We start from the raw sequence: 13,559 nt of genomic DNA on the forward strand, positions 1-13,559 counted from the left end.
CTCTAAGCAGATAGCTTGTAGATAAATTAATGATAATTGCCGTTTGTATAATAAAAACGGCGTTTTATCCTCAATTCGGAATGATTATGACGCAGCGAAAGATCCTGATTACCAGCGCATTACCTTATGCAAATGGCCCTACTCACCTAGGTCATTTATTGGAATATATTCAAACTGATATTTGGTCACGTTTTCAAAAACTACAAGGCCACGAAGCTTATTATGTTTGCGCAGACGATGCCCACGGCACGCCAATTATGCTTAATGCGCAAAAGCAAGGGATCACGCCTGAAGAAATGGTAAAACAAGTGAGCATAGAGCGCCAACGCGACTTTGCTGACTTTAATATCAAATTTGATAACTACCACAGCACGCACAGCCAAGAAAACAAAGAATTAAGCGAACTTATTTATAACCGCCTAAACGATGCCGGTCATATTAAAAAGCACACTATTTCGCAATTATTCGATCCAGAAAAAGGTATTTTCTTACCAGACCGCTTTGTAACAGGTACTTGCCCAACGTGTAAGTCTGAAAACCAAAACGGCGATAGCTGTGATTCGTGTGGTGCTACATACAGCCCTACCGAACTTATTAACCCGCGTTCTGTAATGTCAGGTGCTGAGCCTGTACTTAAAGATTCTGAGCATTACTTTTTTGACCTGCCAGCATTTGAAGGCATGCTAAAAGAGTGGTTACACTCGGGAACTATTCAACAAGAAATGGCTAACAAGCTAGACGAATGGTTTACCGATGGCTTGCAACAATGGGATATTAGCCGTGACGCACCTTACTTTGGTTTTGAAATCCCAAATGCACCAGGCAAATATTTTTACGTTTGGTTAGATGCACCTATTGGTTACATGGCGAGTTTTAAAAACCTATGTGACGAAAAAGGCCTCGACTTTGATGCGTTTTGGGCTGAAGGTTCAGACGCAGAGCTTTATCACTTTATTGGTAAAGACATTATCTACTTCCACAGCTTATTTTGGCCAGCAATGCTAGAAGGCGCTAATTTTAGAAAGCCAACTAATGTATTCGCTCATGGTTTTGTAACTGTAAATGGCGAAAAAATGTCTAAATCAAAGGGTACGTTTATTAAAGCGCGTACTTATTTAGATAACTTAAACCCAGAATACTTACGTTACTACTACGCAGCAAAATTAAGCAGCGGTATTGTTGATCTTGATTTAAACCTAGAAGACTTTGCACAGCGAGTAAATTCAGACCTAGTAGGTAAAGTAGTCAACATAGCAAGCCGTTGTGCTGGCTTTATTACTAAAAAGTTTGATGGCAAGCTAAGCAGCACTATAATGCAACCAGAGCTGTTAGCTGAATTTCAAGCTGCTGCACCGAGCATTACAACACACTACGAGAACCGTGATTACAGCCGCGCAATTCGCGAAATAATGGCGCTTGCCGACAAAGCAAACCAATTTATTGATGGCGCAGCACCTTGGGTATTAATTAAAGACGAAACTAAGCAACAAGAAGCACACGAAGTGTGTTCTCTTGGTCTTAACTTGTTCCGCGTTTTAATTACATACCTAAAACCCGTGCTACCAGGAATGGCTGATAACGTACAAGCGTTTTTAAATGACGACCTTGCATGGGACGCCGTTCAAAATGCACTAGTAAGCCACCCTATCAATAAATTTAAACCGTTAATGCAACGTGTTGAAATGGATAAAGTAAATAAAATGGTTGAAGAATCTAAAGAAAGCTTAGCACCAAAAGTAACAATTGATCCTAACAGCCCACTTGCAAAAGAGCCAATTAGCGACGAGATTGAGTTCGATGATTTTGCAAAAGTAGACTTACGCGTAGCTAAGATTGCTAAAGCAGAGCACGTAGAAGGCGCAGATAAACTACTTAAGCTAACACTTGATTTAGGCGGCGAAACTCGCCAAGTGTTTGCGGGTATTAAATCAGCTTACGCACCTGAGGATATCGAAGGCAAGCTAACCGTTATGGTTGCTAACCTTAAGCCTCGTAAAATGCGCTTTGGTATGTCTGAAGGCATGGTATTAGCAGCAGGCCCTGGCGGAAAAGAAATTTATATTCTTAACCCAGATGACGGCTCAGAGCCTGGTATGCGCGTAATGTAATATTACTCATACAATAAAAAAAACCGCTGATATGTCAGCGGTTTTTTTATGGGCTAAAGTAATGTTTAGTCGTATATTAAATACCGAACAAGAGCGTAGTGTTCTTACCAAGCTTGTAAAAAACTATATAAGTAAACTGCCTAAATAGGCAGTTATATTTTAACTCTAAAATTAATTATCTTATTTAATTGAGCTTTTTCAATACGCGGTCTTTTCTTGGTAGGTAATAGTTATCGTAATCAAGTGAGACTATAACGCGCTCTGCTTTTCCTAATAACTCGTTACGCGGAATTAAACCTATTACACGCGAGTCAGCGCTATTGTCGCGGTTATCGCCCATTGCTAAATAATAATCATCAGGAATTGTAATTGCATCAAAGCCCGATAAACGTGAAGGAATATTTGCTACTCTGATCGAATGCGCTAATCCGTTTAAATCTTCGATTTTATCAAGCGAGTCTATGTTGCTTTGCTGATCTGCATAATTAAGTTTTTTACCATTAATAATGAGCTCATTATTTTCAAGCGCAACGGTGTCTCCTGGCACACCAATTACACGTTTAATTAAACGGTTATCGGCAGCTTGTGAGTCAAAAACAATAATATCACCGGTTTGTGGGTCCGCTAGTTTAAGTAGTTTTATATGCGTAAATGGGACACGAATATCGTAGGCCATTTTATCGGTAAGTATTCTGTCACCTTCTTGAATTGTTGGTTTCATTGAGCCTGTTGGCACTTCGTACCAATCGGCTACAGCGCTTCTAAATACGCTCATCAGTGCAATAAATACGATAAGAGAGCGGTTATTTTTCCAAAACTTATAAACTAATTTCATGCCTATTCCCTTCAATTGAACAAGTCTTTAATTAAGTAACTGTTTATATGACTTTGCTAATTAGCTGCAGTTCAATCAATGATGTAACAAAACATGTTGGCTACTAATTTTAATTGATCGATTAAATTTAGAGCGTCGTAACATTTAACGAAACCAACGGGTATTAACTTAAAGGAAAAATAAAATGTTTAAGAAAATTACTACTGCATTATTGTTTACAACTGCAAGCCTTGGATTTACTACAATGGCTTATGCTGATCATCATGGTATGAAAAAAGACGTTGTTGAAGTAGCCGTTGAAAATGGTTCGTTCACTACTCTTGTTGCTGCTGTTAAAGCCGCAGGTTTAGTTGAAACACTGCAAGGTAAAGGACCCTTTACTATTTTTGCACCAACAGATGCTGCATTTTCTAAATTACCTGAAGGCACGGTTGAAATGCTACTCAAGCCTGAAAACAAAGATAAGCTAACGGCGGTATTAACTTATCACGTAGTGTCTGGAAAAGTGATGGCAGCCGATGTAATGAAGGTAGATAGTGCGAAAACACTACAAGGCCAATCAGTTATGGTTAAAGCCGACAGCATGGGCGTAATAATAAATGACGCTAAAGTTGTAAAAGCTGATGTAAAAGCAAGCAACGGCGTAATTCATGTTATCGACACAGTACTACTTCCAAAAGAGTAGTCATAAAAGAATAAGCCAACTAAAAAAGCATAAGTAAATACTTATGCTTTTTTATTTATTTTTGTTTCATGACATAACAAATTATTGATTTAGTTTTTCTTTCGCTTCTTTTACTTTTTCAAAATCTAAACCAAGTTCGTCAGTCGCTTCTTTAATAAGATGCGGTTGAGTCATCACAACTGCCATTAATTGTTGTAGTTTTTCTGGCGGAATACCAAGCTCTTGAACAAGCGCCATTGCCATCATTGGGTTTTGAGTAAACGCTTCAAACAATGCTTTTACTTTTTCGTCGCTTACATTGTGCTCTTTAAGTATTGCTAGTATTGGATTCATTATTAAACCTTAAGTGTTTTTTATAGGGCTTAGTATATGGGCTAAACCCTAAAATTAAAGAGTTACTCTACAAGTAAAACCACTTTTCCTGCGTTTTCATTACGCTCTAAAATAGCATGGGCTTCGTTTGCGTCGCTCCAAGGCAATGTTTTATACAAGTTAAAGTCGTACTTTTTAGTGGCAATATCATTGTAAAAACGCGCTACAAAGTCGTCGCGCACCTGGCGTTTAAACTCAATACTACGATTTCTAAGCGTTGAGGCATGAAACGAAATACGCTTTTGTAAAAGCGCGGCAAAATCAACCTCTGCAAAACGTCCATCTAAAAATGCAAGCATCACAATTTGGCAATCCATGGCTGCAATAGCGGCATTTTTATTTAAGTAACTCCCCGAAACAGGATCTACAATTGCATTTGCTGTTAACTCATTTGCTTTCATATATTCTACAAAGTCGGTGGTTTTGTAGTTAATTGCATGATCGGCGCCGAGCTCTTTTGCGTGTTGGCATTTGTCATCCGTACCGGCAGTAATAACTACGGTAGCACCTGCGCTTTTAGCCATTTGAATTGCTGCACCGCCCACGCCACTAGCACCTGCATGAATAAGCGCTGTTTGCCCTTTTTGTAATTTACCAAGCTCAAATAACGCGCCAAATGCCGTTAAATACACTTCGCTTATTGCAGCGCCCTCAGCCATTGTTACATCATCGGGTAATTCCATAAGCTGTTTTGAATCAACTGCTACATATTCGCTATAAGCACCACCTGAGCACAACGTAAAAATACGCTTGTTTAGCCAGCTTTTATCTACATCTTTTCCAAGCTCAGTAACTGTACCTGCACACTCTAAACCTAAAATCGGGCTATCTCCCGCAGGGGCCGGGTATTTACCTTGGCGCTGCATACTGTCTGCACGGTTTACACCTATTGCTGCAACTTTAACAAGTACTTCATGGCTCTTTAAAACCGGCTTTTCGGTTTCACTAAATGCAAGATTGCCATCTTCATGAGAAATATATTTCATTGTTGCTCCAAGTTTAAAAACTGTAATAACATATAGATGGGGATGAACACAGATTCAAACAACCTCAAAAGCGCCAACTTTGTTTATAAGGATAAACATCGGGTAGATAACCATTATGTACTTGTTGCTGACAACTCTGCCAAAACGTCGCTAAAAACAAGTTGCTGTGCTCATTATTAAAATAATTAAACGCAATCTCGTTGGCGCTAAAAAACACCTTAAATTGGCTCGGAAATATATCGTTTTCAGCTATATCAAAATACGAGTTACTACTTAGCTCTTCAAGTGCATTTTGGGTTTGTGGCACCTCTCTAAAGTTGCAATCGGTTAGTGGGCAAATTTCGTCAAAGTCGTAAAACACAACTCGCCCCCATCGCGTTACGCCAAAGTTTTTCATTAGCATGTCGCCCGGAAATATATTAGCGCCCGCTAACTCTTTAATTGCTTTACCGTAGTCATGCATCACGCTCTCTAAGGTTTTGTTATCGCATTGGTTAATATATAAATTAAGCGGGGTCATTTTACGCTCAACATAAACGTGCTTTAAAATGAGTGCCTTGCCAGATATAACTATGCTGCTGCCAATTTGGCTTTTCATCTGCTCAAGCAGCTCGTCGCTAAAACGGCTTAAATCAAACGCTAAATATCTAAATTCGTGCGTATCTACCAAACGACCAACCCTATCGGCTTGTTTTACAAAGTTATACTTGTCTATCACTTGTGCTTTGGTAGCTGTTTTTGGCGCACTAAATTTGTCTTTAATTACTTTATAAACGTAATCTAGCCCTTCAATAGTAAATACCAGCATTACCATGCCCGGCGTACCTGGCGCTTTAACATACTTGAAGTTGGCTGGGCTATTTTTAGTCGTATCAACCTTGTGCCGATAAAACTCAGTTTTGGCGTGCTTTATAAAACCAATGGCGTTAAATAACTCAAAGCGTTGTTTGTGTGGCATTAACACACTTAAGTAATCTACATAACGAGCGGGTTTATCGGTATCAACCATAAAATAGGTGCGTGCAAAACCAAATAATAAACTTAATTGATCGGCGCCCATCATTACAGCATCAAGCTTTAGTCCCTCATCGGTATTTAAAATAGCGATAGCAAAAGGCATATTGTCGCCATTTTTAGCAATGCAGCGCCCAATTAAATAACAAGCTTTGTTTCTAAAAAATAATGAGTTGGCGTATTCAATATACCCATCGTTTAAATTTATAAGTTCGTACACCTGTTTGCATTGCTGCTTAGCGCCTTGCATTAACGTACTTTGTAATGTGGCTACATCGCGTTCTAAATGACTAAACGGCACTCTAAATACTTGATTAGTGATAAGCGTTTTAACGGCGTTATTAAACCCATTATGTAGCGATACCCTGCTCACTAAGCTTTCATAAGAGCGCGGCTCACTACGGTACTTTGCTTTTAATACAAACAAATGCACAGTACGAATTTTTTTATCGTCCCAAATTGCGCCAAACGTTGAGTTAAAAAAGGTATGCGCAATAGGTTTATTTTCGTGATTTTCTACCATATCGCCGTAAATATTTTTAGCTAACTGCCACGTTTGCGGGCAAGTAAGTTCAGCATAAGCAATAACTCTGACGGCTTCACTCACGTTTTTAACTTCGCGCTCATACACCTGTAAACGTTCACGCATAGCACTTTGTACACTGTGATACTGTCGTTGTTCAAAACGGCTTTGTGCACCCAGTGTAATATTTAAAAATTGCGAAAACATCGCCTCAAATCCAGCAAAAACAGATCGTGCAAGCTTACTGGCTACAACGTGTCGTAGCGCATTATTAGATTGATTTGTTAGCTTATTTTGCATAAATACAGCACTTATATTGATGCCAGTTATGGCGGTTATTTTTTATTAATGGTTTACACCTTAGCAAGCAGGCTTTAATTTAGATAATTAATACAGCATATAATTTAAATTGATCATATGAATATAAGAAATGTCGATCTTAACCTTCTCGTTTATTTAAATGTGTTAATAGATGAAAAAAGTGTGTCAAAAGCTGCCAATAAACTCGCGCTTACGCAACCTGCTATGAGTAATGCGCTAAAACGTTTGCGCGATTTATTTGATGACCCGCTACTTGTTCGTGCTGCAGGCTCTATGACGCCAACGGCAAAGGCACTTGCGTTAAAGCCTGAAGTTGAGGCGCTCTTAAAAATGGCCGAAGCTATTACGCAGCCTAGTGAGCAATTTAACCCTACAACGGCTGAAGTTACGTTCAGAATAATGGCAAACGACTACATAGAGTCGACCTTAATAGCCCCTTTTATAACTGCGCAGCTTAGTAAAAATCCCGGTATTAATTTTGATGTATTAAGTCCAAGCGACGTAAACCTGCAAGACATGGAAAAAGGCACTATAGATTTAGCAATAAATCGCTTTAATGGTTTGCCACGCTCGTTTCATCAAGCCAGTGTATGGCGAGATAACTACTGTTGTTTAACGCATCCTAAAAATACATTTTTACAACAATCAGGGTTAGACGACTACTTAAAAAAAGAGCATATTTGGGTCAATCGTGCCGGCTGGGGGCCTGAAGCCGCTGTTACTAATAAATCAGGAAAGCAAAAATTAGGCTGGGTAGATGAAGCGCTTTGGCAACTAGAACAAACCCGTAAAATACGTGTTTTTACTCGCCACTATATGGTTGCAAGCCTGCTTTGCCAATCAGAGCAACTTATTGCCACCCTACCGCGCAGGCAAGCTAAGTTATTAACCTCTCATACTGATTTAGTAATCAGCCCTGTGCCATTCCAAATAGTGCCTATTGAGGTGAAAATGATATGGAGCCCACTGCTGCACCATGCACCGGCGCACCAATGGTTAAGGCGTGAGCTGCTTGAGTTTGCTAAAACGGTGGAAGATAGATAGGTATTAGACAATCATTAGATTTAGATCGATGGGGGTACTTTATAACTTTTTTCTAATGGAAAGTTCCCAGTAGGGTAATGTAGATCTAAAAACTCATTTAAAGCTTTGGAACAATTTACTGATTTTAATGTTTTATAACCTTCACCGTAACCATTTTTTTCTGAGAAAGTTATAAGTAAAAGTATAGCTCCAAATTTTATTTCATTTTTATTTTCAATATTTTTACACAAAGAATCAAAATATGAAAATCTTTCATTACTAATATCGTGATGTGCAATATTAGTTATATCTAAAAATAAGCAAGTATTAGAATTTGCGTAAGGTTTCTTGTTTTTTTTATTTATAGCACTTTCTATCTTATATTCTAATGGCTTGCTTTTATCAGTATCAACTCTTGCACTTCCACATTCAATGAATATATCTTCACCTTCGAAATCAACTGTAAAATCTGGGGATTCACTTTTTGTAAATGATATTGACTTTAAAGAAAGCCCTCTTGCTGTAACTATTTCAAATTGCAGGCCTTTCCAGGACTGACTAGTGCTTTGTTTTTTTATATCCTTTAAGAAGCCTCTATAAGCTAAGGTATTGCTTTCTTGTAACATTTGCATACTAGTTAAAATAAAATACAAGCTACCACACAGTGGATGCCAACTAGGGTCTCTCTTATTTATTAAATCGACTAATTTTACAAGATCCTTACTTATACGAGATTTCCTATGTTTATTGATAAATGTATTTAAATTTAATAAATCATCAAAGCCAGAATATATTTCCTTTAATGCATCTATCATTTTATTATTTTGAAGATAGAATTGAGGATCATTAGTGTTAATTATAATTTCAAAATTATTAGACTTAAATATAGCGACTTTCATTTTCAATACTACGTTTTTATATGTGAATTTGAGGGTACACTTAATTTAAATTATTGTACATTTCGAAATTTCAATCTGCAAAAAATGTAAAATAATTTATTTTGAATTCATTTATAAGATAGATCTATTTTATTTACTGAAAGGCTTATAAAACATTAAACGCACTCTATGCTTTTACATTTAAAGAGTCGCAGAGCAATCACACCGCACTAAAAAACAGGGTAGGATCGCACTTTAAATATAAATATGATCTAATAGAAAAAATCAGAAACAACCTTTTATGGCTACAGCGAAAATGAATGTTTAGCAGCCGTTATTGAAGTAGATACAAACAACGAGTGTTTAGATATTTGTAGTTTAACCGTTGATCCTAGCTATTTTAAAAAAGATATCGCAAGTAAGCTAATAAGTTATGTTTTAGCTATCGGTGATTTTTCTCATGCAAGAGTTGAGACTGCGGTTGCTAATACTCCTGCAATAAATTTATATAAAAAGCATGGCTTCGTGGAATTTAAAAGATGGACTCCTTCACATGGTATTGAAAGGCTGGCTATGTCGGTCGTAATTTAAATCAGTATTTCAAAATAGGTAATTTACAAATGGATAGTGCATCAATAATTGCGTGGAGTGTTTTGTTTGGAGGCATAGGTATTGGCTACCTTACTTACGGGCGAAGAAAAAAAGCCGTAGTACCGCTTTGTATTGGTTTGTCGCTATTGGTATTTCCGTATTTTATGAGCAGTGTTAGCATGCTGTTGATTGTAGGCGTTATTTTAGTGGCTATTCCCTACTTTATTAAAATTTAATATTACTATTGTTACGGCTAAATATAATACACGAGAAAATAAAAAAGCGCCGTGGTATTCAACTTTGGGAAAATACCATGGCGCTTTTGGAAATCGTCGATATAGGAGTCTACCTACAGTGTATGATTAGCAAGCTTAGTACCAACTTCATAAAACAATTAAAATTCAATAAACTAAGCATCCACCTTAACTCATCAACTAATCCCTTTGTTCCAGTTTTGTGCACGTTTTTACCGCACTGCACCAAATTAATTAGTATAATTTAGGTATGTTTTCTATTTTTTTATTTAGTTTTAAAACTTACTATTGATGAAATCAATGTCAGTTATTGAAAACAACAATTTCATTAATAATACACTTAGCGCTAGAGTGAAGTTAAGCCAACAAACTAAGAGTAATAATTATGACAACATCAAGCTTCACACAACAAGACGGGTTATTTATTGATGCTAACTTACATCAGTTTATTGAAGAGCAGTTATGCGCAAAAACTAACACCACTGAAACTTACCAAGCATTAGCTACTTTAGTTGATGAGTTTGGTTGTAAATGCCGTAAAACAAAGCACCAACCAAATGATGTATTAGAAGTGGATACATTGCTAAACGCATACCAACTTAAAAACCACCCACTTTGCCATGTTGATGCACAAACGACAGAAGCCGTTTTAGACGAATATTGCTGCCAGGTTCCTGCAATTATTGTTGTTGCGTTAATGGATACGCTTAGTGGTACGCAGTGCGATGAACCTCAAGCACATGAGATTTACCATCGTGCAGCGCAGTTAACCAACCGCCCTTGCATGCACAGAGTAAAAACTGCCTCAGCAGCTTAATAATGAATGTGTTTAAAAGTGCTCGATAACCTTCTTTGCAAAGCCAGTACAAGTTAAGGTTGTCGAGTTATGAATACTTGAGTTATCGCTCTGCTCTTGCGCTAAATCAAAGGTTACTTCACCGCTTTTAAATGTTTGCTCTAACGCATTTTCTATTAGTAATGCGGCCTCGTCCCATCCCATAAATTTAAGCATTAATACCGCACTTAAAATACTACTGCTGGGGTTTGCTTTATTTTGCCCTGCTATACGTTCAAACGTGCCGTGTGTAGGCTCAAAAAATGCGACATCGTTATTTAAATTTGCAGCAGGCATTATGCCAACACCGCCAACTTGTGCGCTCAGCATATCCGCTAAAAAGTCACCATTTTGATTAGTCGTCACCACTACATCAAATTGCTCTGGGTGCATTAAACATTGCTGCAGCATGTTGTCGGCTATAACTTCTTTAATAATTAGAGGTGCTTGATTTACTCGCTCTATTTGTAGCCAACGCCCATTTTCATGTGCAGTGGCATTAAATTCGCTTTGTGCAAGTGCATACCCCCAACGCTTAAATGCCCCATCGGTAAATTTAAGTACATTGCCTTTATGCACTAGCGTTAATGATTCACTATCGTTTTTAAGTGCATAGTTAATGGCAAAGCGCATTAGTCGCTCAGAGCCTTCTTTAGATATATTTTTAATACCAATACCGCATTCTTGTGAAAACCTTAAGCGGGTTACGCCCATTTCCTCACATAAAAAATCGAGCATTTTTTCGCTTTCTACACTCCCTGCTTGCCACTCAATACCTGAGTACACGTCTTCGCTGCTATCACGAAGCACTGTTATGTTTGTTAAAAAAGGATTTTTTAAAGGAGAAGGAAGTGCACTAAAGCCTTTTATAGTGCGCATATTTACAAACAAATCCATTTCTTGCCTGAGTGCAACATTAAGCGATCTAAAGCCACCACCCAGTGGTGTGGTTAACGGCCCTTTTATGGCAATTTTGCAGGCACGTACCGCGTTAATTGTTTCTTGCGGGAACCAGTCACCGTCATACAGCTTTGCGGCCTGCTCGCCATTATAAACTTGCATCCAATGAATTTTCCGTGCACTTTTATAACAATGCTCAATTGCACTATCAACAACGTGGCGCATCACCGGCATAACATCCAGCCCCACGCCATCGCCATCAATAAAAGCAATGATAGGTTCTAACGGTATTTGCCAATGTCCTTGTGCATCAATAGTGATATTTTGGCCGTGCTCAGGAACTTGAATATGCTGATACGTCATGGCTAAAACCTAACTTAAAATAACGATTAATTGATTAAACCATGCTTAGCTAGAAGTGTCTGTATTTGTACTTTTATAGTTACTATCATTTTAAAAAATAAAGAATTAGGCGTGATTATTTATTCATTTAGTTGGTCTTGTATATTAAGCCTGGCGTATCAGTTATTAAATTACAGTGGAGCATTTTAATGAAATTCTTTTTTGTACTGCTACTATCAATCAGCTCTTTTAACGTATTAGCCGTTGAAGTAGTCATACATAACCTTAGCTCGCTCTCAAGTAATGCTCAAAATACGGTGTCTACATGGGTTAATCAAAGTGTTGAAAAAACACAAAATACACTGGGGCCTTTAAAGCAAACCACTTTGCCTATTTATTTAAAACCGCAATACTTTGCTTTTGAGCCTGTACCTTGGGCTACAGTTAAGCGCAATAACCCCGATGGGATTGAACTACATATAGATCGCTACGCCAGTTTAAATGCATTCACTAAAGATTGGACGCTATACCATGAACTTTCGCATTTATATTTGCCGCTACTTCCCTACTCCGGTTTTTGGCTAAGCGAGGGTTTTGCCAGTTATATGCAAAACGTAATAATGCGTGACAGCGGTATAATCACCCAGCCGCAGTTTGTACAACGTTTAAATGCAGGATTTGATCGTGCCCGCCTGCAAACCAAAACTAAAACACAGCCACTCAATAAGCTCTCTGCCGATATGTGGAAACAACGCGCCCAACAACGTGTTTATTGGACGGGTGCGGCTTTTTTTGCACAGGCCGACCTTAAGCTACAAAAACATGGTTTATCTGTCGCGGGTATAATAAAACAGTATCAAACATGCTGTAGACCCGCTCGTTCTAGTGCTAAAACCTTTATAAAAGAGTTAGATAAGTTATCCAGCAGCAGCATTTTTACAACGCTGTATGCAAAATATAATACCCGTACTGATTTTCCTGATATTAATAAAAAGCAGCTAAACACGCTTTAACGGCTGCTCTGTTTTATATAGCTACTATATTCAACCAGCCCTTGCGCATTAAAATTGGTTGAGTACTCGTTCATAAAACCATGCAAAAAATTGGTTTTATAGCACTTAACACCCGCTTTGGTGCTTAAAGCTTTAATAACTTCATCAACATTAAAGTGACTCTCACTTTCTGGGAATATGAATTCACAGGGTACATTTGCATCTAACGCTAAATAATTACGAATTTGCGACGGATAAAAGCCAATTAACTTTTTAAGGTGTGTATTGCCTGTTAATAACTGTGCCCGCCATGCTGCACTTGCCCCTGCGCTAAACGCAATACATGTGGTCGGCACTTTTAAACTATCAAAGCATTTTTTAAGTTTGTGCGTGTATTTGTCATGGCCACACTGCTGTATAAAATTATTATAACTATCTTGTTCACTTTCAATAGCTTGAATCTTGTTATTGTATGGGTCAACAATCACTAAATTTGAACTAATTGCTTGTGATAACTTACTTAAAGCAGGGGTTAAACCATAAATATCACTCACTATTAGGTAATTCATACTTATCCTTTGGTAACTAAAATGGGCTTTGTAAGCAGTTGATAAGATTTATTATAAATATTTTTATAATAAATAGCTTGCACACAATTTATATATAAGTTACCTTCCCTCTCTGGTTTAAAGAAACCGCCGCGGTTAACCATTTACCCTGATCCAGTAAGCCCCGCAAAACGTATATTTGAAAGCTAAGTTATTGTACGGCGAGAACCCCTTGAATAATACCGAGATGATTTTTTACTATCATCGCAAAAGTGTCATAAAGATCGTCAACACTGTAATGAAGCTAAACACAACATCGTTAATTTATTGACTGCAATTTGCTATACAAATA

13 protein-coding genes and 1 pseudogene are annotated in these 13,559 nt (G+C 37.8%); 7 read left to right on the forward strand and 7 right to left on the reverse strand.

Annotated features, from left to right (window positions below; all coding sequences use genetic code 11):
* Positions 1 to 86 precede the first annotated feature (86 nt).
* On the forward strand, positions 87 to 2,108 hold the full coding sequence (gene metG / locus H5120_RS09780) for a methionine--tRNA ligase (protein WP_182674229.1): 2,022 nt from the start codon (positions 87 to 89) through the stop codon (positions 2,106 to 2,108).
* Positions 2,109 to 2,292: 184 nt separating this feature from the next.
* Here the strand turns inward: metG and lepB are convergent, their stop codons facing one another.
* Positions 2,293 to 2,943 carry a signal peptidase I gene (gene lepB, locus H5120_RS09785; RefSeq protein WP_024597614.1) on the reverse strand — a complete coding sequence of 217 codons (651 nt, stop codon included), beginning with the start codon at positions 2,941 to 2,943 and terminating at the stop codon, positions 2,293 to 2,295.
* A 184-nt stretch (positions 2,944 to 3,127) separates the two neighbouring features.
* On the opposite strand from lepB, the gene H5120_RS09790 reads away from it, so the two are divergent.
* Positions 3,128 to 3,628 carry a fasciclin domain-containing protein gene (locus tag H5120_RS09790; protein WP_182674230.1) on the forward strand — a complete coding sequence of 167 codons (501 nt, stop codon included), beginning with the start codon at positions 3,128 to 3,130 and terminating at the stop codon, positions 3,626 to 3,628.
* 81 nt (positions 3,629 to 3,709) lie between these two features.
* Here the strand turns inward: H5120_RS09790 and H5120_RS09795 are convergent, their stop codons facing one another.
* From H5120_RS09795 to aceK, 3 genes are all read right to left on the reverse strand, one after another.
* Entirely contained in the window at positions 3,710 to 3,961 is a 252-nt protein-coding gene (locus H5120_RS09795) for a DUF2999 family protein (RefSeq protein WP_007582532.1), read from the reverse strand.
* A 62-nt stretch (positions 3,962 to 4,023) separates the two neighbouring features.
* Positions 4,024 to 4,986: a zinc-binding dehydrogenase gene (locus tag H5120_RS09800; RefSeq protein ID WP_182672242.1), complete on the reverse strand. Its 963-nt coding sequence runs from the start codon at positions 4,984 to 4,986 to the stop codon at positions 4,024 to 4,026.
* A gap of 64 nt (positions 4,987 to 5,050) precedes the next feature.
* On the reverse strand, positions 5,051 to 6,823 hold the full coding sequence (gene aceK, locus H5120_RS09805; RefSeq protein ID WP_182674231.1) for a bifunctional isocitrate dehydrogenase kinase/phosphatase: 1,773 nt from the start codon (positions 6,821 to 6,823) through the stop codon (positions 5,051 to 5,053).
* 117 nt (positions 6,824 to 6,940) lie between these two features.
* On the opposite strand from aceK, the gene H5120_RS09810 reads away from it, so the two are divergent.
* Positions 6,941 to 7,888 (forward strand): LysR family transcriptional regulator, encoded by a 948-nt coding sequence (locus H5120_RS09810; protein ID WP_182674232.1) that lies wholly within the window; start codon positions 6,941 to 6,943, stop codon positions 7,886 to 7,888.
* Between the two features lie 20 nt (positions 7,889 to 7,908).
* Here H5120_RS09810 and H5120_RS09815 read toward each other — a convergent pair whose 3' ends face one another.
* Complete coding sequence (locus H5120_RS09815) at positions 7,909 to 8,766, reverse strand: hypothetical protein (RefSeq protein ID WP_182674233.1); 858 nt, start codon at positions 8,764 to 8,766, stop codon at positions 7,909 to 7,911.
* A 258-nt stretch (positions 8,767 to 9,024) separates the two neighbouring features.
* Here H5120_RS09815 and H5120_RS09820 point away from each other — a divergent pair.
* The 3 genes and pseudogenes from H5120_RS09820 to H5120_RS09830 form a co-directional block, all read left to right on the forward strand.
* Positions 9,025 to 9,336: pseudogene (locus H5120_RS09820) on the forward strand (GNAT family N-acetyltransferase); the annotation flags it as partial.
* 29 nt (positions 9,337 to 9,365) lie between these two features.
* Positions 9,366 to 9,572 carry a hypothetical protein gene (locus H5120_RS09825; protein WP_182674234.1) on the forward strand — a complete coding sequence of 69 codons (207 nt, stop codon included), beginning with the start codon at positions 9,366 to 9,368 and terminating at the stop codon, positions 9,570 to 9,572.
* A 403-nt stretch (positions 9,573 to 9,975) separates the two neighbouring features.
* Positions 9,976 to 10,407, forward strand: coding sequence for a hypothetical protein (locus tag H5120_RS09830; RefSeq protein ID WP_002961558.1), 432 nt, complete (start codon positions 9,976 to 9,978; stop codon positions 10,405 to 10,407).
* Between the two features lie 12 nt (positions 10,408 to 10,419).
* On the opposite strand, the gene icd is transcribed toward H5120_RS09830, so the two are convergent.
* The gene (gene icd, locus H5120_RS09835) at positions 10,420 to 11,688 is read right to left on the reverse strand and encodes an NADP-dependent isocitrate dehydrogenase (RefSeq protein WP_138488944.1); all 1,269 of its coding nucleotides are present in this window, start codon (positions 11,686 to 11,688) and stop codon (positions 10,420 to 10,422) included.
* Positions 11,689 to 11,876: 188 nt separating this feature from the next.
* On the opposite strand from icd, the gene H5120_RS09840 reads away from it, so the two are divergent.
* Positions 11,877 to 12,680, forward strand: coding sequence for a hypothetical protein (locus H5120_RS09840; protein ID WP_182674235.1), 804 nt, complete (start codon positions 11,877 to 11,879; stop codon positions 12,678 to 12,680).
* Here H5120_RS09840 and H5120_RS09845 read toward each other — a convergent pair.
* The gene (locus H5120_RS09845; protein WP_182674236.1) at positions 12,677 to 13,228 is read right to left on the reverse strand and encodes a hypothetical protein; all 552 of its coding nucleotides are present in this window, start codon (positions 13,226 to 13,228) and stop codon (positions 12,677 to 12,679) included. The two genes, H5120_RS09840 and H5120_RS09845, sit on opposite strands and share 4 nt — an antisense overlap.
* Positions 13,229 to 13,559: the final 331 nt, after the last annotated feature.

It is taken from the genome of Pseudoalteromonas sp. SR43-2 (genome assembly GCF_014163885.1).
Lineage (GTDB): Bacteria > Pseudomonadota > Gammaproteobacteria > Enterobacterales > Alteromonadaceae > Pseudoalteromonas > Pseudoalteromonas distincta.